Annotated in this window: 18 protein-coding genes; 12 read left to right on the top strand and 6 right to left on the bottom strand. The window is 68.5% G+C overall.

Annotated features, from left to right (window positions below; all coding sequences use genetic code 11):
- Positions 1–328: 328 nt before the first annotated feature.
- The 8 genes from CFB35_RS30170 (at position 329) to CFB35_RS30135 (ending at position 9,574) form a co-directional block, all read left to right on the top strand.
- Entirely contained in the window at positions 329–1,741 is a 1,413-nt protein-coding gene (locus tag CFB35_RS30170) for a PLP-dependent aminotransferase family protein (protein WP_059579509.1), read from the top strand.
- A gap of 107 nt (positions 1,742–1,848) precedes the next feature.
- Entirely contained in the window at positions 1,849–2,820 is a 972-nt protein-coding gene (gene eutB, locus CFB35_RS30165; RefSeq protein ID WP_059579506.1) for a hydroxyectoine utilization dehydratase EutB, read from the top strand.
- Position 2,821: 1 nt separating this feature from the next.
- Positions 2,822–3,826 (top strand): cyclodeaminase, encoded by a 1,005-nt coding sequence (locus CFB35_RS30160; RefSeq protein WP_059579503.1) that lies wholly within the window; start codon positions 2,822–2,824, stop codon positions 3,824–3,826.
- 10 nt (positions 3,827–3,836) lie between these two features.
- Positions 3,837–5,045 carry an ectoine hydrolase DoeA gene (gene doeA / locus CFB35_RS30155; protein ID WP_059579502.1) on the top strand — a complete coding sequence of 403 codons (1,209 nt, stop codon included), beginning with the start codon at positions 3,837–3,839 and terminating at the stop codon, positions 5,043–5,045.
- 4 nt (positions 5,046–5,049) lie between these two features.
- On the top strand, positions 5,050–6,075 hold the full coding sequence (gene doeB, locus CFB35_RS30150) for a N(2)-acetyl-L-2,4-diaminobutanoate deacetylase DoeB (RefSeq protein ID WP_059579499.1): 1,026 nt from the start codon (positions 5,050–5,052) through the stop codon (positions 6,073–6,075).
- A gap of 13 nt (positions 6,076–6,088) precedes the next feature.
- A complete protein-coding gene (locus CFB35_RS30145; protein ID WP_059579495.1) occupies positions 6,089–6,559 on the top strand; it encodes an Lrp/AsnC family transcriptional regulator in 471 nt (156 codons plus the stop codon).
- A gap of 121 nt (positions 6,560–6,680) precedes the next feature.
- On the top strand, positions 6,681–8,159 hold the full coding sequence (locus CFB35_RS30140) for an NAD-dependent succinate-semialdehyde dehydrogenase (protein ID WP_059579492.1): 1,479 nt from the start codon (positions 6,681–6,683) through the stop codon (positions 8,157–8,159).
- Between the two features lie 20 nt (positions 8,160–8,179).
- Positions 8,180–9,574 (top strand): aspartate aminotransferase family protein, encoded by a 1,395-nt coding sequence (locus tag CFB35_RS30135; protein ID WP_059579489.1) that lies wholly within the window; start codon positions 8,180–8,182, stop codon positions 9,572–9,574.
- A 153-nt stretch (positions 9,575–9,727) separates the two neighbouring features.
- Here CFB35_RS30135 and CFB35_RS30130 read toward each other — a convergent pair whose 3' ends face one another.
- Both CFB35_RS30130 and CFB35_RS30125 read right to left on the bottom strand, forming a co-directional pair.
- Positions 9,728–10,660, bottom strand: a complete 933-nt coding sequence (locus tag CFB35_RS30130; RefSeq protein ID WP_059579484.1) for an MBL fold metallo-hydrolase — start codon at positions 10,658–10,660, stop codon at positions 9,728–9,730.
- A gap of 296 nt (positions 10,661–10,956) precedes the next feature.
- On the bottom strand, positions 10,957–12,342 hold the full coding sequence (locus CFB35_RS30125; protein WP_059579482.1) for an MFS transporter: 1,386 nt from the start codon (positions 12,340–12,342) through the stop codon (positions 10,957–10,959).
- A gap of 262 nt (positions 12,343–12,604) precedes the next feature.
- On the opposite strand from CFB35_RS30125, the gene CFB35_RS30120 reads away from it, so the two are divergent.
- A complete protein-coding gene (locus CFB35_RS30120) occupies positions 12,605–12,892 on the top strand; it encodes a DUF1330 domain-containing protein (protein ID WP_059579480.1) in 288 nt (95 codons plus the stop codon).
- 19 nt (positions 12,893–12,911) lie between these two features.
- On the opposite strand, the gene dhaL is transcribed toward CFB35_RS30120, so the two are convergent.
- Positions 12,912–14,612 (bottom strand): dihydroxyacetone kinase subunit DhaL, encoded by a 1,701-nt coding sequence (dhaL, locus tag CFB35_RS30115; RefSeq protein ID WP_059579476.1) that lies wholly within the window; start codon positions 14,610–14,612, stop codon positions 12,912–12,914.
- Between the two features lie 244 nt (positions 14,613–14,856).
- On the bottom strand, positions 14,857–15,984 hold the full coding sequence (locus CFB35_RS30110; protein WP_089465990.1) for a sigma-54-dependent Fis family transcriptional regulator: 1,128 nt from the start codon (positions 15,982–15,984) through the stop codon (positions 14,857–14,859).
- A gap of 453 nt (positions 15,985–16,437) precedes the next feature.
- Here CFB35_RS30110 and msuE point away from each other — a divergent pair, with 453 nt between their 5' ends.
- The gene (gene msuE / locus CFB35_RS30095) at positions 16,438–16,998 is read left to right on the top strand and encodes an FMN reductase (RefSeq protein ID WP_089465988.1); all 561 of its coding nucleotides are present in this window, start codon (positions 16,438–16,440) and stop codon (positions 16,996–16,998) included.
- A gap of 37 nt (positions 16,999–17,035) precedes the next feature.
- Positions 17,036–18,139, top strand: a complete 1,104-nt coding sequence (gene sfnG / locus CFB35_RS30090; RefSeq protein ID WP_089465987.1) for a dimethylsulfone monooxygenase SfnG — start codon at positions 17,036–17,038, stop codon at positions 18,137–18,139.
- 60 nt (positions 18,140–18,199) lie between these two features.
- Here sfnG and CFB35_RS30085 read toward each other — a convergent pair whose 3' ends face one another.
- Positions 18,200–18,847 (bottom strand): LysE family translocator, encoded by a 648-nt coding sequence (locus CFB35_RS30085; protein WP_089466027.1) that lies wholly within the window; start codon positions 18,845–18,847, stop codon positions 18,200–18,202.
- 111 nt (positions 18,848–18,958) lie between these two features.
- Here CFB35_RS30085 and CFB35_RS30080 point away from each other — a divergent pair, with 111 nt between their 5' ends.
- Complete coding sequence (locus tag CFB35_RS30080) at positions 18,959–19,810, top strand: LysR substrate-binding domain-containing protein (protein WP_089465986.1); 852 nt, start codon at positions 18,959–18,961, stop codon at positions 19,808–19,810.
- Positions 19,811–19,830: 20 nt separating this feature from the next.
- Here CFB35_RS30080 and CFB35_RS30075 read toward each other — a convergent pair whose 3' ends face one another.
- Entirely contained in the window at positions 19,831–20,721 is an 891-nt protein-coding gene (locus CFB35_RS30075) for a LysR substrate-binding domain-containing protein (RefSeq protein WP_060310015.1), read from the bottom strand.
- Positions 20,722–20,814 lie beyond the last annotated feature (93 nt).

The raw sequence follows: 20,814 nt of genomic DNA, 5'->3' as shown, positions 1-20,814 counted from the left end.
ACCTGAAGCAATCCAGGCGGCGTGCCGGCCGTGGTCAAGCAAGGCTGGCGACCGCGAACCCGCATGTCCGGCGCGGCGACCATATCGAATAGTCGGAACGAGAACTGTCCGGCAACACGAAGTACGCCCGCGCGTGCCGCATTCCGCGCCGCCGCCCCGACATTCGTCCGATCAATTGAAGAGCCGGGCGCGTACGCATGCCGGGCACGCCGCTTGCGCGGCCCGTTTCGACCCGCAACGTCCTGCTTTCGCGCGCGATTGCACTAGGACAATATTTTCAGGGTGTCTTTCTGAGCGACCATGCGGAAGCCATGACGGAGACATCGAGATGGGACGGACCGAGGTATCGGCAGGCTGGCGCGACGCGATCGGCGCCGTGCACGGCATCGAGTCGAAATACAAGCGGCTCGTGAAGGCGATCGCCGGCGACATCGAGACCGGCGCGCTCGCGCCGGGCGCACGGCTCGCGCCGCAGCGCGACGTCGCGTCGAGCCTCGGCGTCAGCGTGCAGACCGTCACCAACGCGTACAAGGAGCTGGAGCGCCAGGGGCTGATCCGCTGCGAGGTCGGCCGCGGCAGCTTCGTGGCCGCGCGCGTGACCGAATCGATGTCGAACTACATCCTCGATACGACCGAGCGCGAACTGGTCGACTTCTCGATCGCCCGCATCGTCCACACGCCGGAGCACGATGCCGCGTGGCGCAGCGTGTGCGCGGCGCTGGCGGGCGCCGACGATCAGCCGTGGATCCGGTCGTTCCGGCCGATCGCCGGCCTCGATGCGCATCGCGACGCCGGCGCCGCGTGGCTCGCGTCGCTGAACATGCCCGTGCACCGCGAATCGCTGCTGGTTACGAACGGCGCGGCGCACGGGATCTTTCTCGCGCTCGCGTCGATCGTCGGGCCGGGCGATACCGTGTTGTGCGAGAGCCTGACCGATCACGGCGTGATCGGCTCCGCGAACGTGCTCGGCTTTACGCTGAAAGGGCTCGAGATGGACGAGCACGGCATCCGTCCCGAACATTTCGAGGAGATGTGCGACGGCGAGCGGATCAGCGCGCTCGTCTGCACGCCGACCCTCAATAACCCGACCGTGTCGATGATGACCGAGTCGCGGCGGCGGTCGATCGCGCGCATCGCGACGCGCTACGGCGTGTACGTGATCGAGGACGACGTGTATGGTCCGCTGCCCGAGAAGACGGCCACGCCGATCGCCAGCCTGATTCCGGAGCTCGGCTTCTACTGCACGAGCATGACGAAATCGGTGCTGACGGGCTTACGCACCGGCTATCTCGCGATGCCGCGGCGGCTCGCGTTGCGCGTCGAGAGCGTGCTGCGCGTGAGCAGCTGGATGGCGACGTCGCCGATCGCGGAAATCGCGACGCGCTGGATCGCCGACGGCACCGCGCGGCGGCTCGTCGAACTGCAGCGCCAGCGGCTCGCCGTGCGTCAGGCGATGGTGAGGGCCGCGCTGGGGCCGTATGTGCTGGGCGCGCATCCCAATGCGGTTTCGGCATGGCTGCGCGTGCCCGACTACTGGCAGGCCGAGCGGATCGTGCGCGAATTGCGCACGCGCAAGATCGCGGTGACGTCGCCCGATCCGTTTCTGGTTGGCGGCACGGAGCGGCCGAACGCGGTGCGCGTGTGCATCGGCGCCGAAACCACCGATGCCGCGTGCAACGCTGCGCTCGAGACGATCGCGGGCGTGTTCGAGCAGTATCCGCACCTGAACGATTTCCACTGAACCGGCGGCGGCGCCGCAACGTCGCGCGCAATGTATCAGGACATTCGAAAGCGCGATTTGGAACATTAGACTGGATCGCATCACATTCGTCGCGAGGCGTGCGTTCCATGTCCTTCCTGTCGCTGTCCGACGTCTACCGCGCGCGCCGCCGCCTCGCCGGGCGCGCAGATGGTACGCCGCTCGTTGCATCCGCCGCGCTGTCCGCGCGCGTTGGCGCACCGGTCTACCTGAAGCTCGAAACGCTGCAGCCGACCGGCAGCTTCAAGCTGCGCGGCGCGACCAACGTGCTCGCGGAACTCGCGGCGCAGCGCGTGACGCGCGTGGTCACCGCGTCGACGGGCAATCACGGTCGCGCGCTCGCGTACGCGGCGCGCGCGCTCGGCATCGACGCGGCCGTCTGCATGTCGTCGCTCGTGCCGGCCAACAAGGTCGATGCGGTCGCGGCGCTCGGCGCGCGCGTGGTGATCGTCGGCGACAGCCAGGACGACGCGCAGGCCGAAGCAAGGCGCCTGGTATGCGACGAAGGCTATGCGTACGTGCCGCCGTTCGACGATCCGCGCATCATCGCGGGCCAGGCGACGATCGGCGTCGAGATTCTCGAGGCGCTGCCCGATACGGCGACGCTCGTCGTGCCGCTGTCGGGCGGCGGCCTGTTCAGCGGGGTCGCGTTTGCCGCGAAGGCGATCCGGCCGGCGGTCGAGGCGATCGGCGTATCGATGGCGCGCGGCGCCGCGATGCATGCGAGCCTCGCGGCCGGCCGCCCGGTCGACGTCGCCGAGCAGCCGACGCTGGCCGATTCGCTCGGCGGCGGCATCGGCCTCGACAACCGCTACACGTTCGACATGACGCGCGCGCTGGCCGACGACGTCGTGCTGCTCGACGAGCCGTCGATCGCGCGCGGCATCGCGCATGCGTATCGGGAAGAACGGCTCGTCGTCGAAGGCGCCGGCGCGGTCGGCCTCGCCGCGTTGCTGGATGAACGGATCGCGCGCCGCGATCGCGGCGGCCCGATCGTGGTCGTCGTGAGCGGCGCGAACATCGACATGGCCGCGCATCGCCGGCTCGTTTCGGAGAACTGACATGACCCGTCCCGTCACGTTGCTCGGCCAGGCGCAACTGCGCGCGCTGGTGCCGCTCGATCTGGCCGCGATTGACCAGATCGAGGCCGCGTTCGCGTCGCTGGCGACCGACGCCGTCGTGATGCCGCCGATCCTGAATCTCCCGCTGCCGGAGCGCCATGCCGAAGTGGACGTCAAGACCGCTTACCTGCCACGCTTCGACAGCTTCGCGATCAAGGTCAGCCCCGGCTTCTTCGACAACCCGTCGCTCGGGCTGCCGAGCCTGAACGGGTTGATGCTCGTGCTGTCCGCGCGCACCGGCCTGACCGAGGCCGTGCTGCTCGACAACGGCTACCTGACGGCCGTGCGCACCGCGGCGGCCGGCGCCGTGGCCGCGCGCCGGCTCGCGCGCGCCGATGCGCGCCGCGCGGCGATCGTCGGCGCGGGCGAGCAGGCCCGGCTGCAGCTCGACGCGCTGATGCTCGTGCGCGACATCACGCATGTGACGGTGTGGGCGCGCGATGCCGAGCGTGCCACGCGATTCGCGGCCGACGTGCGCGCCGCATACGGGATCGACGCGATCGTCGCGCGCTCGGTGCACGCGGCGCTCGCCGACGCCGACATCGCGGTGACGACCACGCCGAGCCGCGCGCCGCTCGTGCACGCGGAGGATCTGCATCCCGGGCTGCACGTGACGGCGATGGGTTCGGACGCCGACTACAAGACCGAACTCGCGCCGTCGGTGTTCGGCGCCGCGCACTACTTCTGCGACCGGTTGCAGCAGACCCGCGTGGCCGGCGAACTCGCGCATGCGATCGCGGCCGGCGTGGTGCCGGCCGATGCCGTGTTCCCCGAACTCGGCGAAGTGATCGCCGGCCGCCGCGACGGCCGCACGCATCGCGACGACATCACGATCTGCGATCTGACCGGCACCGGCGCGCAGGACACCGCCATTGCCGTGCTTGCGCTGCAACGCGCCCGCGCGGCGGAAGTCGGCACGATTTTCCACAACGACCTCACGACCTGAGAGGAGACAGATGGCCGCAGTCATCGAAACCTACGAAGCCGCGCCGCGTCTCGCGTTCGATCGCAGCGAATACGCTGCGCGGATCGCGAAGACGCGCGCGGCGATGGAGCGGGCCGGCATCGACCTGCTGATCGTCACCGACCCGACCAACATGGGCTGGCTCACCGGCTATGACGGCTGGTCGTTCTACGTGCACCAATGCGTGCTCCTGGCGCTGGACGGCGAACCCGTGTGGTTCGGCCGCGGCCAGGACGCGAACGGCGCGAAGCGCACCGCGTTCATGGCGCACGAAAACATCGTCGGGTATCCCGATCATTACGTGCAGTCGACGGCCCGTCATCCGATGGACTACCTGTCCGCCGAAGTGATCGCTGCGCGCGGCTGGAGCACGCTGCGCATCGGCGTCGAGCTCGACAACTACTACTTCAGCGCGGCGGCGTACGCGTCGCTGCAGCGGCATCTGCCGGCCGCGCGCTGGGTCGATGCGACCGCGCTCGTGAACTGGCAGCGCGCGGTGAAGTCGCCGCGCGAGATCGAGTACATGCGCGTGGCCGCGCGCATCGTCGAGCGGATGCACGCGCACATCGTCGAGACGATCGAGCCCGGCATGAAGAAAAGCGACCTGGTCGCGCAGATCTATGCGACCGGCATCGGCGGCGCGGAGGGCTTCGGCGGCGACTATCCGGCGATCGTGCCGCTGCTGCCGACCGGCGCGGATGCCGCCGCGCCGCACCTGACGTGGGACGATTCGACGTTCGCGCGCGGTGCCGGCACGTTCTTCGAGATCGCCGGTTGCTACCGCCGCTATCACTGCCCGCTGTCGCGCACGGTCTACCTCGGCAAGCCGCCCGCGCACTTCATCGAAGGCGAGCGCGCGGTGGTCGAAGGGATCGAGGCCGGGCTCGCGGCCGCGAAGCCGGGCAACGTGTGCGAGGACGTCGCGAATGCGTTCTTCGCGGTGCTGCGCCGTGCGGGCATCGAGAAGGACAGCCGCTGCGGCTATCCGATCGGCGCGAGCTATCCGCCCGACTGGGGCGAGCGCACGATGAGCCTGCGTCCGGGCGACCGGACGGTGCTCGAACCCGGCATGACGTTCCATTTCATGCCGGGGCTGTGGCTCGACGACTGGGGGCTGGAGATCACGGAAAGCATCTTGATCACCGAGACCGGCGTCGAGACGTTCTGCAACGTGCCGCGCAAGCTGTTCGTGAAGGAGTAGGGCGATGCGTGCTTCCCCGATTACGCCGACCGTCGATTTCGACGCGGACGGCGAACAGCACGGCTTCCTGAAGCTGCCTTACTCGCGCGACGATTCCGCGTGGGGCGCGATCATGATTCCGGTGACCGTCGTGAAGCGCGGCGACGGGCCGACGGTGTTGCTGACCGGCGGCAATCACGGCGACGAATACGAGGGGCCGGTCGCGCTGTCGAAGCTGGCCGGCTCGCTGAAGGCGGCCGACGTGACCGGCCGCGTGATCGTCGTGCCGTTCATGAACTACCCGGCGTTTCGCGCCGGTTGCCGCACGTCGCCGATCGATGCGGGCAACCTGAACCGCAGCTTCCCCGGCCGGCCGGACGGCACCGCGACCGAGAAGATCGCCGATTACTTTCAGCGTCACCTGCTGCCGCTCGCGACGCACGTGCTCGACATTCACGCGGGCGGCCGCACGCTCGACTTCGTGCCGTTCGCGGCGATTCACGTGCTGGCGGACCGCGATCAGGAAGCGCGGTGCGAGCGCGCGATGCGCGCGTTCGGCGCGCCGTATTCGATGCGCATGCTGGAACTCGACAGCGTCGGCCTCTACGACAGCGCGGCCGAGGAGGCCGGCAAGGTATTCGTGTCGACCGAGCTGGGCGGCGGCGGCACGTCGACGGCAGCGAGCGTCGCGATCGCCGAGCGCGGCGTGTATGGGTTCCTCGCGCATGCGGGCGTGATCGCGAAGGACGTGATCGACGGCAACGCGCCGCGTACGACGACGCTGCTCGACATGCCGGACGGTTCGTGCTTCACGACGAGCGAGCATCGCGGGCTGCTCGAGATGTGCCGCGATCTCGGCACCGAGGTCGACGCCGGCGACGTGCTCGCGCGCGTGCACGACATCGATCGCACGGGCGTCACGCCGATCGAATACGTCGCACGGCGGCGCGGGCTGCTCGCGGCCCGGCACTTCCCCGGCATCGTGCAGCCCGGCGACACGATCGCGGTGGTGGCCGACATCGTCGAGCGCAACATTCCGGTGGCCGTATGAGGACGCGCACGACGTGATCAAGCTCGACCGATACGACCTCGCGATCCTGCGCCTGCTCGAGCGCGACGGGCGCATCACGAAGTCGAAACTCGCGGAAGCCGTGAACCTGTCGATTTCGCCGGCATGGGAGCGCGTGCGCAAGCTCGAGGAAAGCGGCGTGATCCGCGGCTATCGCGCGGACGTCGACTGGATCGGCGCGTGCTCCGGCAGCCGCATCGTCGTCGAGGTCACGCTGTCGCGGCATACCGCGCCCGACATGCGACGCTTCGAGGATCGCGTGGCCGCGGCGCCCGAGGTCGCGCAGTGCTACGCGACCGGCGGCGGCGTGGACTACGTGCTGCACGTGGTCGCGCGCGACATCGACCATTACCAGCGCTTCATCGATGCGTTGCTGATGGAAGATCTTGGCATCGAGCGCTACTTCACGTACATCGTGACGAAGGTCGTGAAGTGCACCTCCGGCGGCGTGCCGGACTGGTTGTGAAAGTTCGCGCCGGCGCGCGGCAATACGGAAAAAACCGGCATTTCCAGTCGTGCAAACCGAAATTTCCGCATGCGCCGGCGCGACACAATGAAGTCCGTGCCCACCAACGAGGAGACGCAGCATGCTGCCCGGACACCCCGTTCTGTTCAAGTCGACCTGCTACGTCGACGGTCGCTGGATCCACAGCGACAGTGCCGCGACGGTCGCCGTCGTGAATCCGGCCGATCAGGCCGTGATCGGTCACGTGCCGATGCTCGAACGCGCGCAGATCGTCGCGGCCGTCGATGCCGCGCAGCGCGCGTACGGCACCTGGCGCTGGACATCGCAAGCGGCGCGCAGCGCGACATTGCTGCGCTGGCATGCGCTGATCCTGCGTCACGTCGACGATCTGGCCGCGCTGCTGTCGCTGGAACAGGGCAAGCCGCTGGCCGAAGCGCGCGGCGAGATCCGCTATGCGGCGAGCTTCGTCGAATGGTTCGCGAACGAGGCCAAACGCGTCGCGGGCCGCACGATTCCGACGCATATCGACGGTGCGCATCTCGGCACCGTGATGGAGCCGGTCGGCGTCGCGGCGCTGATCACGCCGTGGAATTTCCCGGCCGCGATGATCACGCGCAAGGCGGCGGCCGCGATCGCGGTCGGTTGCACCGTGGTCGTGAAGCCCGCGCACGAAACGCCGTTCTCGGCGCTCGCGCTCGCGCAGCTCGCCGACGAGGCCGGCTTCCCGGCCGGCGTGTTCAACGTCGTGCTAGGCGAGCCGCAGATGGCGATGGAAACGCTGGTCGGCGACGCGCGCGTGCGTGCGGTGAGCTTCACCGGCTCGACGCGCGTCGGGCGGCTCGTGACCGAAGCCGCCGCGAAGGCCGGCATTCGCAAGATCGCGCTCGAACTGGGCGGCAACGCGCCGTTCATCGTGACCGAGGACGCGGATCTCGACCAGGCGGTGCCGATCGCCGTCGGCGCGAAGTTCCAGACCTCCGGCCAGGACTGCTGCGCGGCGAACCGGATTCTCGTCGCGCGCCCGCTGTACGACGCGTTCGTCGAACGGTATGCGAACGCGGTGCGCGCGCTGAAGACGGGGCCCGCGTTCGAGCAGGGCGTCGACGTCGGCCCGCTGATGCATCAGGCCGCGTTCGACGCGACCGTGGCGCGCGTCGAGGATGCGCGGGCGCGCGGTGCGCGCATCGTCGCGGGCGGCCGGCCGCATGCGCTCGGCGGCTGGTTCTACGAGCCGACCGTGATCGCGGATGCCGCACCCGGCATGCGCGTGGTCGACGAGGAAAACTTCGCGCCGATCTCGGCCGTCGGCGCGTTCGACACGCTCGACGAGGCAATCGAAACGGCCAACGACACCGAATACGGCCTCGCTGCCTACGTATGCGCGACGCGCGTCGACACGATCTTCCAGCTCGTGCGGCGGCTCGATTTCGCGATGGTGTCAGTCAACGGCGTGAAATTCACCGGCGCGCCGATCCCGTTCGGCGGGATGAAGGCGTCGGGCCTCGGGCGCGAAGGCGGCGCCGAAGGCTTCGAACCGTTCACTGAAACCAAGTACTTCTGCCTCGGCAATCTCGGCCTGCCCGTTACGGCGACGGCCTGACCCATTCAAAGGAACCCATCATGAAACAATCGATCGACGCACTGCTGCGCGAGGACCGCGCCCACTTCATGCACCCGTCGACGCACGCGTACGACCACGAGACCGGCGCGCTGCCGGGCAAGATCGTGCGCGGCGGCGAAGGCATCCGCATCGAGGATCACCAGGGCAAGCGCTATATCGACGCGTTCGCCGGCCTCTACTGCGTGAACATCGGCTACGGCCGCACCGAAGTGGCCGACGCGATGCACGAACAGGCGAAGCAGCTCGCCTATTACCACACGTACGTCGGCCACGCGTCGGACGCGATCATCGAGCTGTCGTCGCGCATCATCGACTGGTCGCCGGCGGGGATGAAGAAGGTCTACTACGGGATGTCGGGTTCCGACGCGAACGAGACGCAGGTCAAGATCGTCTGGTATTACAACAACGTGCTCGGCCGCCCGAACAAGAAGAAGATCATCTCGCGCGAGCGCGGCTATCACGGCTCGGGCATCGTGACGGGCAGCCTCACGGGCCTGCCGAGCTTCCACCAGCATTTCGACCTGCCGATCGACCGCGTGAAGCATACGGTGTGTCCGCACTGGTACCGCAAGGCGCCGGCCGGCATGAACGAAGCGCAGTTCGTCGCGTACTGCGTCGACGAACTCGAGAAGCTGATCGCGCGCGAGGGCGCCGACACGGTCGCCGCGTTCATCGCGGAGCCGGTGATGGGCACGGGCGGCATCATCGAACCGCCGGCCGGCTACTGGCCCGCGATCCAGGCCGTGCTGCGCAAGCACGACATCCTGCTGATTTCCGATGAAGTCGTGTGCGGGTTCGGGCGTCTCGGCTCGAAGATGGGCGCGCAGCACTTCGGGATCGAGCCCGACCTGATTACCGTCGCGAAGGGGCTGACGAGCGCGTATGCGCCGTTGTCGGGCGTGATCGTCGGCGAGAAGGTGTGGGACGTGATCGCGCGCGGCTCGCAGGAACACGGGCCGATGGGGCACGGCTGGACGTATTCGGGCCATCCGGTATGCGCGGCCGCGGCGCTTGCGAATCTCGCGATTCTGGAGCGTGAGAACCTGGTCGGCAACGCGGCCGAGGTCGGCGCGTATTTCGGCGCGAAGCTGCGCGATGCATTCGGCGCGCATGCGCTCGTCGGCGAAGTGCGCAGCGTCGGGATGCTGGCCGCGCTCGAGTTCATGGCCGACAAGGACGCACGTACGCCGTTCGATCCCGCGCTGAAGATCGGCGCGCAGGTGTCGGCTGCGGCGTTGCAGCGCGGCGTGATCGCGCGGGCGATGCCGCACGGCGACATTCTCGGCTTTGCGCCGCCGCTCGTGATGACGCGTGCGGAAGCCGACGAGATCGTCGCGATCGTGAAGGATGCGGTGGACGAGGTAGCGGAGCGGAATATTTCGGCCGTCGCGTGAGTTGTCAGCGATCCTGATGCGCGTTCCGGCGCGCGAGGCGACGCCGCCGCATGCAAGTGCGGCGGCGTGTTTTCTTGCCGGTCCGGGTGCAGGTCCGGTTCAGCAAAACCGTCGTCGCATCGCCTACGGCGCGCGTCGGCTATCGCCCGTCACTCAGTAATCCCACACGACCGGGACGAACCGGAAACCGTCGCCGTCCCGGGCAACATGGCCGATGGACGGGAACGCGACGTGCGCGGCAGCCAGCATCGAGCCGGTGTCCGCGGCTTCGTTGAACAGCGCGAGACGCACGTCGACCGCCGCTTCGGGATCGTGTTCGAAGCCGTTTTGCCAGTCGGGATTGTCGAAGTTGACTTCGAAAATCGCATCGCCCGCGAACGTCAGCTTTTCTCCGTTCGATGCGATGTCGACCACGCAGTGCCCCGGCGTATGCCCGCCCGTCACCCGCGCCGACACGCCCGCGGCGACTTCCACGGTGCGATCGAACTGCACGACGTGTTCGCCGTAGAGCTCCATGAACCTCGCTGCCGCCTTGCGCAGCGCGGGCGGAACGGTTTCCGGCATCACCGTCTTGCTGAAGTCCGGATGCTTCCAGAACGCCACTTCCGCGGCCGACACGTGAATGCGTACGTCGGGGCGCAGCTTCGCCTTGACGCCGTCGACGTTCAGCCCGCCGACGTGATCCATGTGCATGTGCGTGATCACGATATCGGTGATCGCGGCCAGATCGATGCCGGCCGATTCCAGACGCATCACCGAGCGCCCGGCGCGCGTGAAGTATTCGAAACCGTCGCCCACGCCCGAATCGATCAGGATCAGGCGATCGCCGCTGCGCACGAGCGCGATGTTGAGCGCCCAGTCGAACATGTCGCGTTGCAGGAAACGGCCGTCGAACCACGCGTTGCGGTCCGCTTCGCTCACGTTGGTGGACATGGTGGAAGTCGGCAGCGGCAGCACGCCGTCGCTGATCAGCACGACATCGACGTCGCCGATGCGCACCGCGTAGCGGGACGAAACGAGCTCGCCCGAAGATTCGTTGCCCAGGCGGGCGGTAACCGGCCGGACGTTGCGGATGGGTGCGTTCATGTTCAGTAGTCCTGTTCGTCGAGAGAGGTAAGCCGCGCGGCACGGCGCGGCTCGCTGGCGCGATCGTGAAGGCCGCGCTTCGGTTCGCCCGGATTCCGGTCGAGCGTGTCAACGATTGTAGTGACGGCCGACACACGCCGACAGCGCCGCGCGGGGGCACATCGTGTTGTCCGGACGACAACAATCGGGCCGCGGCTTCGGTGGCCCGAAATGCACGTCGCCCGCCGTCCGTTGCCGGACGGCGGGCGATGCAATGGTTGCCGTTTATGGGAAGCCGGGCGCGGCCGGCGCGCGGGTCAGCCCGGCTGGCCGGGGAGCGTGTCGCCGCGCAGCGAACATCCGCGCGTCTCGATCACCGCCAGCAGCGCGATCAGCCCGACCGCGCAGGCGGCCATCATGTAGTACGCGGGAATCAGTGCGTTGCCGGTCTTGCCGATCAGCCAGTCGTTGACGATCGGCGCGGTGCCGCCGAACAGCGACGTCGACACGTTGTAGGCGATCGCCATGCCCGCATACCGGACGTGGGTCGGGAACATCGCCGGGAACATCGCGGAAATGGTGGCGAGCTGCGGCACGTAGAGCACGCCGAGCACCGCGAAGCCGACGAACGCGCCGAGCGGGCCGTGCGTCATCAGCGTGAACATCGGCACGGCCGCGACGAACAGCCCGACGAGCGAGATCCACCACATCGTCTTGCGGCCGACGCGATCCGACAGCCAGCCGGCGAACGGCAGCAGCACCATCATCGCGAGCATGCCGATCAGCGGAATCAGCAGCGACATGTTTTCGCTGACGCCGAGCTCCTTGTGCATGTAGGTCGGCATGTACGCGAGCAGCACGTAGTTGACGACGTTCAATGCGACGACGAGCCCGCCGAGCAGCAGCAGCGGCTTCGCATAGCGCACCAGCAGCAGCCGGATCGGCAGCGCGACGGCGACGCTTTTCTCGCGGCGGTGCGCCTGCTCCTCGAGTTCGCGGAACACCGGCGTTTCCTCGAGGCGCGAGCGCAGGTAGAAGCCGATCAGGCCGAGCGGCGCCGCGACGAGGAACGGCAGGCGCCAACCCCACGCATGCATCGCCGAATCGCCGAGCAGCAGCGCGAAGCCGAGCATCAGGAACGCGCCGAGCGAGAAGCCGGCGAGCGTCGCGAATTCGAGGAAGCTGCCGCACAGGCCGCGCCGCGAATCGGGCGCGTATTCGGCGATGAAGGTCGCCGCACCGCCGTATTCGCCGCCGGTCGAGAAGCCCTGCACCATGCGCAGCACGATCAGCGCGGCCGGCGCCAGCCAGCCGGCCGTCGCGTAGCTCGGCAGCAAGCCGACGAGCAAGGTTGCGCCCGACATCGTCAGGACCGTCAGCGCGAGCACGCGCTTGCGGCCGAGCCGGTCGCCGAGCGGCCCCCAGAACAGGCCGCCGAGCGGGCGGATCAGGAACGAGATCGCGAACGTGCCGAGCGCGAACAGCGTCGCGCTGGCCGTGTTGCCGGGAAAGAGCGCGGCGGAAATGTACGCGAGGCCGTACGCGTAAATACCGTAATCGAACCATTCGGTCGCGTTGCCGAGGGCGGCGGCCGTGATCGCGACCCGCGGCAGGCTGTGCGGCTCGTCGCCGCGCTGGGTGGTTGTATCGTCGGGAATCGACGACGCGGCGGAAACGGAAGTCCACGATGGCACGTATCGCATGAGGGTCCTCGCTATCAGCATGCGCCCGGGCGGGCGCCGACGAGGATCAAAGTAATCCCGCCAATTAGCGATGCCCGATGTCATAGGACGATGTGGAGATCGGGGTTTTCCCGCGCCGTGGCGGGGGGCCGGCGGAGGCCGGGGCCGGCTCGCCGCGGCGCCGGCCGGCGAATGGCGGTAAGCTGCGCGCAGCCATGCGGGATTCGTCGGAGTGTGCGGCGCGTGGCGTCCCTTTTTTCACCCTTCATCAGGAGCGCATATCGTGGCGACCTACATCGTCTTTACACGGGAAAGCACGCAGGACCAGCATGAGCTCGACCTCTACTCGAGCCAGGTCGGTGCGACCCTCGCCGGCCATCCGGTGAAGGTGCTCGCCGCTTATGGGCCGCAGGAAACCCTCGAGGGTGAAGGCCCGGAAGGCGTCGTGATCGTCGAGTTCCCGTCGAAGGAGGCCGCGCACGCGTGGTATCACGGCCCCGAATACCAGAAGGTCGTCCAGCACCGGTTCAAGGGCGCGCGCTATCGCGCGGTGCTGGTCGAGGGCGTCTGAGCGCGGCCGCGCGCGCCCGTTACCGCACGTGCGGCAGCAGCGCGCGCAGCCAGTACGCGACGGCCACCGCGCCGCCATCCGGCGTACCGATCGCGCGTTCGCCGAGATAGCTGGCCCGTCCCGCGCGCGGCGTCATGCGTGCCGTTTCCCGCGCGCCTCGCTCGGCCGCGTCGACGGCCGCCGCCCATGCGCTCGCGGGATCGCGATCGCCATCGAGCGCGCGGCCGAATGCGTCGACGGCCGGCACCAGCGCATCGAGCATCGTCCGGTCGCCGGCCTGCGCGCCGCCGAGTTCGCTGATCGAATCCACCGCCGCGCGCAATGCCGCGGCCCAGTCGCGCGGCGACGGCTCGGCGATATCGGCCAGCCGGCGCGACGCGCGCAGCAGCGCGGTCGCATAGAACGGACCGGAGCTGCCGGCGATCGCGCGACGCAACGCGGCGCCGAGCGCCGCGAGCGCACCGGACGGCGTGCCGTACGCGGTGTCGGGTAGTTCGAGGATCGCCTGCGCGGCGCGCCGCATGCTCGCGCCGAGATCGCCGTCGCCGGCTGCCGCATCGAGATCCGTCAACGTCTGCTCGTGGTCGATCAATGTTTGCGCCACCGCGTGCAGCGCCGGTTGCAGGCGCGCGGCCCACGCGCGGCCGGCTGCGTCGAGCGGCGGCAGCGGCGCGTCCTGCGACGCGGCCGCGGCCACGCGAATCCGTGTGTTCACGATGCCGCCGCCCGGCCATGCGCGCGCCTGCGTCGGCGCATCGAGCAGCGCCGCGCGCTCGTCGTTCAGCCGCAGCACCGAGATCGAGCAGCCCGGCATGTTCAGCGCGGACAGGAACGTGCCTGCCCATGCGCGCGCGACGACGATGCCGCGCCGGCTCAGGTTGTCGAACGCGGCGCGCAGCACGATCGCGAGTTCCATGTCCGGCGTCGCGCCGAGGCCGTTGACGAACAGCGCGACGCGCTCGTCGCGCTCGAGCACGAGATCGGCGACGATGCTCGACAGCAGCGTGTCGGCCAGCGCGTCGGCCGGCAGCGGCGCGCGGCGCTCGACGCCTTTCTCGCCGTGGATGCCGAGGCCCAGCTCGATCTCGTGATCGGCGAGGCTGAAGCCCGATTTGTCGGCGCCCGGGATCGTGCAGCCGTCGAGCGCGACGCCCATCGTGCCGAGCTCGGCTGCCGCGTCGCGCGCGATACCCGCGACGCGGGCAAGCGGCAGCCCGCGCGCGGCGGCGGCGCCCGCGAGCTTGTGGATCAGCACGGTGCCGGCGATCCCGCGCCGCTGGCCGCGCTCGACGCGGCCGCGCAGCGCGACGTCGTCGGCGACGATCACGGTTTCGACCGGAATGCCTTCCGCGCGTGCGAGCTCGGCGGCGAGCCCGAAATTGAGCCGGTCGCCGGTGTAGTTCTTCACGATCAGCAGCGCGCCGTTCGGGCCGGCGCTCGCGCGAATCGCGGCGAGCACGGCGTCGGTCGACGGCGACGTGAACACTTCGCCGCACACGGCCGCGCTCAGCATCCCTTCGCCGACATAGCCGCCGTGCGCGGGCTCGTGGCCGCTGCCGCCGCCGGACAGGATCGCGACCGGCCGCTGCGACGGCTCGGGCAGCGGCTGGCGGACGAGCACGTGCTCGTCGCCGAGGATCGCGAGATGCGGCGATTGCCGCGCGATGCCTTCCAGCATCTCTCGCACGACGTCGGACGGGCGGTTTACTAGCTTTTTCATGGCGACGGGTTCCGGACGGGTGAACGGGGCTCGGCCGGACGCGCACGGGCGCCGGACGGCTTTCGTGTTGCGGAGGATCGTGCGTGAGCGGTTGCCGGTCGCAGGCGATCGCATAACCGACGACCGGATGCGGGGCGGGCAACGAAGCGTACGCCTGGCGCCACGATACATCAGGTTCGGACGTCGCGACACGGATCGCGACGTGATCGCGCCGGAGCGGAACGGCGGCGCGCGCCGGATGCCGCTACTTGAGCGCGGCGATCGCCTTCGCGCGAATCAGCCGCGCACGCAGCACGTTGCGGCTGATGCCGAGCAACTGCGCGGCCCGGATCTGGTTGCGATGGCTGAATTCGAACGCGACGCGCATGACCGTGTCCTCGATGTGTTCGAAGAGATTGCCGTGCCCTTCGTCGAACAGGTCGCGCAGCGCGTGTTCGAGCGCCGCCTGTGCGTCGGCGGGCGAATCGGCTGCTGGCGCGGCAACGGTCGGGCGGCATGGCGGCGCGATGTGCAGGTCGGTGTCCTGCAGCGCGTCGTGGCGGCTCACGAGCAGCGCGTGATGGATCACGTTCTCCAGTTCGCGGATATTGCCCGGCCAGCCGTGCGCCTCGAGCCGACGCTCGGCGCGCGGATCGATGCGGCGCGGGCCGCTGCCGAGCCGGTCGCGGTACATGTCGAAGAAGTGCCGCGCGAGCGGCAGGATGTCGCCCGGGCGCTCGCGCAGCGGCGGGACCGCGAGCTGCACGACGTTGAGCCGGTAGAACAGGTCGCCGCGAAAATGTCCGGCCGCGACGGCCTGCTGCAAGTCGACGTTGGTCGCCGCGACCACGCGCACGTCGACCGGAATCCCCGTGCGCGAACCGAGCCGTACGACCTCGCGTTCCTGCAGCACGCGCAGCAGCTTGACCTGCATCGCGAGCGGCAGGTCGCCGATTTCGTCGAGAAACAGCGTACCGCCGTGCGCGGCTTCGAACCAGCCGGGCTTCGCGTTGATCGCACCCGTAAACGCGCCTTTCTCGTGGCCGAACAGTTCGCTGTCGACGAGCGTTTCGGAGAATGCGCCGCAGTTCACCGCGACGAACGGCCCGTCGCGACGGGCGCCGAGATCGTGCACGCGGCGCGCGATCAGTTCCTTGCCGGTGCCCGTCTCGCCGACGATCAGCACGTTCGCGTCGCTCGGCGCGACGCGGCGAACCTGTTCGAGCAGCGCGAGCGAACGCGGATCGGCGAACACCTGCGCTTGCGCACAGGGCTGCGCGTGACGTTCGGGCCGCGTGAGCACGGGCGCCTCGGCCTGAAGCTCGGCGAGGTCGCGGGGCGCGGTGACGACACGAAGATTGAGCGGGCGCGGCGATGGGGAAATGGAAGTCATGGCGATGAACCGTTGGATGGCCAGGCGATGCGGGGCGGCTGCTGCGTGATCAGCAGAGTGTTGAACGTTTCGCCGCGCGCGAAAAGCATCGATTTCTGATAACCAAAGCGCGATTGCTGCGGAACCCGCAACGGCGCGGAAACGTGGCGGCGCCGTGACGCTCGAACGTCGAATCGGGTGTTGTCGCGCGTGATGCGCTGCTGCCTGATCAGCAGCGCATCAGCAGGCCCGCTGCGCCGGATTCATCACGTTGCGGAATATCGATGTGACGCACGAACCGAAACGCTTGCCACTGTCGCGCATTTGGTCGAGCGCCAGTTCTGACGGGCGATGGCGCAAAGTTTCGGAGTGCAGACGACCTTGCCGCCGCGAACCCGAGCCGATGGCACGCTCCTTGCTGCCCCGAACCGGTATCGCCGCACTGCACGCGGCTCCACCAAGGGAACACATGGCATGAGCCACACCCTCAACGTCGTCGCGATATCGGGTAGCCTGCAGCGGCCGTCGCGCACGCTGGCGCTGACCGACGCGATCGTCACGGCGCTCGGCGCCGCGCTGCCGATCGATACGCGGCTGATCGAACTCGGCGAGATCGGCAGCCGGCTGGCCGGCGCGCTGACGCGTGCGCAGGTGCCGGCCGATCTCGATGCGCTGATCCGCGCGATCGAGACGGCAGACGCGCTCGTCGTCGCGAGTCCGGTGTACCGCGCGTCGTACACGGGCCTTTTCAAGCACCTGTTCGACCTCGTGCGCCACGACGCGCTCGTCGACGTGCCCGTGCTGCTCGCGGCCACCGGCGGCAGCGAGCGGCATGCGCTCGTGATCGACCATCAGCTGCGTCCGTTGTTCAGCTTCTTCCAGGCACGCACGCTGCCGATCGGCGTGTACGCGTCCGAAAGCGATTTCAACGCGTACCAGATCGCCAGCCCGGCGTTGCGCGAGCGCATCGCGCTCGCGGTGAATCGCGCGGTGCCGCAACTGCGCACGCATGTGCTTTCCGCCGCGGCCGCGTAAGCCGCTTTTTCGTTTCCCCTTCGACCAGGACACCTTCATGAGCCTTCCCGACCCTTCCGCCGACGGCGTCAAATTCGCGTACTGGGTGCCGAACGTCAGCGGCGGCCTCGTCGTGAGCACGATCGAGCAGCGCACCGACTGGAGCCTCGAATACAACCAGAAGCTCGCGCGCACGGCCGAGACAGCCGGCTTCGACTACGCGCTGAGCCAGATCCGCTTCACGGCCGGCTACGGCGCCGAATATCAGCACGAGTCGGTGTCGTTCAGCCAGGCGTTGCTGCATGCGACGACGAAGCTCAAGGTGCTCGCCGCGATCCTGCCGGGGCCGTGGCATCCGGCCGTGGTCGCGAAGCAGCTCGCGACGATCGACCACATCTCGAACGGGCGCATCGCGATCAACGTCGTGAGCGGCTGGTTCAAGGGCGAATTCACCGCGATCGGCGAGCCGTGGCTCGAGCACGACGAACGCTATCGGCGCTCGAAGGAATTCATCCAGGCGCTCAAGGGCATCTGGACGCAGGACAATTTCACGTTCAAGGGCGACTTCTACCGCTTCAACGACTACACGCTGAGCCCGAAGCCGGTGCAGAAGCCGCATCCGGAAATCTTCCAGGGCGGCAGCTCGCGCGCGGCGCGCGACAACGCGGCGAGCGTGTCGGACTGGTATTTCACGAACGGCAATACGCCGGAGAACCTGAAGGCGCAGATCGACGACATCCGCGCGAAGGCGGCCGCGAACAACCATCGCGTGCGGATCGGCGTCAATGCGTTCGTGATCGCGCGCGACACCGAGGAAGAGGCGAAAGCCGTGCTCGACGACATCATCCGGCATGCGCACGTCGAGGCCGTGCACGCGTTCGGCGATGCGGTGAAGCAGGCCGGCAAGGCGTCGCCCGAGGGCGAGGGCAACTGGGCGAAATCGACGTTCGAGGATCTCGTGCAGTACAACGACGGCTTTCGCACGAACCTGATCGGCACGCCGCGGCAGATCGCCGAGCGGATCGTCGCGCTGAAGGCGATCGGCGTCGATCTCGTGCTGGCCGGGTTCCTGCATTTCATCGAGGAGGTCGAGTACTTCGGCAAGCGCGTGCTGCCGCTCGTGCGCGAGCTCGAGGCGCAGCGGCAGGCAGTGGCCGCGTGACGCCGACCGGTCGCCTGCGCGCGGCCCGCGATCGTGCGGGCCCGCGCGGCGGCACGACGCTTACGTGATGCCCGCCATCTTCGATGCCTCGATCACCATCTCCGCGCCGAGGCCGCCGAGCACCGCGCCCATCGCCCAGCGCTGCGCGAGCAGCAGCGCGGGACGGCCGTGCAGGAACCTCGCGAGGCTGCTCGAGCAGATCGCCACCAGCCCGTTGGCCGACGCGAACGCGGCAATCAGCAGCGAGCCGAGAAACAACGACTGGCCGAACACGCTGCCTCGCCCGTAGTCGATGAACTGCGGCAGCAGCGACACGAACAGCATCGCGAGCTTCGGGTTCAGCACGCTGGTCGTCGCGCCCATCGCGAGCAGCCGCAACGGCTGCTCGTTCGGCAGCGTTTTCACCTCGAACGGCGAGCGGCCGCCCGGCCGCACCGCCTGCCATGCGAGATACAGCAGATAGGCCGCCCCGACCGCGCCCAGCACGCTGCCCGCATAGGGCACGCTCATGAACAGCGTCGTGATGCCGAACGCCGCGGCGAACATGTAGAACAGGTAGCCGATCATCACGCCGGCGAGCGAAACGAGGCCGGCCGCGCGCCCTTGCGCGATCGAGCGCGACATCACGTAGACCATGTTCGGCCCCGGCGTGACCGCGAGCATGCCGCCGATGACGAGGAACCCGTAGAGCGATCCGGACGTGTGCATGTTTTCCGCTTCCTGCATCGAGTGAGTGCCGACGCAGGTCATTCTCCGGCGATGGAGGCGAACAGTAAAACGGGATAAACTGAATCGATTGATCAGTTTTTCTGAATCGACATGAAAAAGCTCGACCTCGATGTGCTCGCGATGGTGGTCGCCGTCGCGGATTCCGGATCGTTCGCGCAGGGCGCGCAGGCCGTGCATCGGTCGCCGTCGGCGGTGAGCATGCAGATCAGGACGCTGGAGGACGCGCTCGGCAAGCCGCTGTTCATCCGCGACACGCGCAACGTCACGGCGACCGACGACGGCAGGATGCTCGCCGACTACGGCCGGCGGATGCTCGCGATGCGCGACGAGGCGTGGGCGTCGGTCGTGCGTCCGGAGATTCGCGGCCGCGTGACGATCGGCGTGCCCGACGATTACATCTCGTCGCTGCTGCCGCAGGTGCTCGGCAAGTTCGCCGCGATGCATCCGCGCGTGGAGGTGCGCGTGATCGGCCAGCCGAGCCGCGCGCTCGTGCCGATGCTGAAGGACAACACGGTCGATCTCGCGTGCCTCACGCGGATCAAGGGCGTGACGGGCGAGCTGATCCGGATGGAGCCGCTCGTCTGGGTCGGCTCGCCGAAGCGCAACGTGTGGGAAGAGCGGCCGCTGCCGGTGGCGTTTTTCCCGCACGGCGGCAGCATGGCGCGCGATCACGCGGTGAGAGCGCTGAATCGACGGAAGATCCCATACCGGATGTCGTACGAAAGCCCGAGCCACCTCGGGCTGCTGAGCATGGTGGAGGCCGGGCTCGCGGTCGCGCCGCTCGCGCGCTGCTGTATTCCCGATCATCTCGTGCAACTGTCGGAAAGCCACGGGTTGCCGCCGCTCGGCGAAATGGAAGTCGTGCTCGCGCGCAGCGCGCAGTCCGCGCGCCCGCCGTGCGACTACCTCGCCGAGCAGATTCTCGGCGAATGGCGTGTCTGAGGGCCGCTACGCGCCGTGTGTCAGCACGACGCCAGCAGCCATTCGCGGAAGGCGACGAGCGACGGCAGCGTTTCGTTGCCCGGCGGGTAGACGAGGTAATAGCTGCGCTGGCTGGTAATCGCGTCGCCGATCGACACGAGTTCGCCGCGGCTCAATTCATCCTCGACGAGCACCTTCGGCACCAGCCCGATCCCCATTCCCGCGCGCACGGCCTGAATCAGGTGCGACGTCAGCTCGAAGCTCGGGCCGACGCGCATCTGGCGATGGTCGAGTCGATAGTGCGAGAACCACTCGGCCCAGGCCTGCTGATTGCTCGTCACGCCCAGCAGCGTCTGCTTCGCGGCCCAGGCCGGCGTGCGCGTGTCGGTCTTGCGGCCGCGCCCCGTATCGGGCGGCGCGATCGCGATCAGGAACTCGTTGTACAGCCGGTGCGCGTGCAGGCCCGGCCAGTCGTCCGCGCCGACGGTGATCGCCGCGTCGAGGTCGTCGTTGAGAAAATCGATCGCGCCGATTCGTGAATGAAGGTGCACGGTCACACCCGGATGCGCGGCGTAGAAGCCGTGCAGGTGCGGCAGCAGCCATTTCGAGCCGAACGTCGGCAGGGTGGCCAGCCGTAGCGAGCCGGCGCCGGCTTGATGCGACATCGCCTGCAGCGTCGCGCCGCGAATGCGCCCGAGCGCGCCGCTCAGCTCGGCGAAATAGCGGCGGCCGACTTCGGTCAGCTTGACCGAGCGGCCCTCGCGCCGGAACAGCGGTACGCCGAGCTGATCCTCGAGCGTCTGCACCTGCCGGCTGATCGCGCTCTGGCTCAGCGACAGCTCGTCGGCCGCGCGCGTGTAGCTTTCATGCCGCGCGGCGGCCTCGAATGCGAGCAGCAGCGACATCGATGGGGTGAGGCGACGGTAATTCATGAGTTTTATGCAAGATTTGCCGCGTGAGAATTCGTTTGTTTGTGGCGGAAGATACAAAGATACTGGAATTCCCGGTCGCGCGGAAACTTGCCA

The organism is Burkholderia sp. AU16482 (genome assembly GCF_002223285.1).
GTDB lineage: Bacteria > Pseudomonadota > Gammaproteobacteria > Burkholderiales > Burkholderiaceae > Burkholderia > Burkholderia semiarida.
Note: the sequence above shows the minus strand (reverse complement) of the source record. Positions and strands in the feature narration are given on the sequence as shown.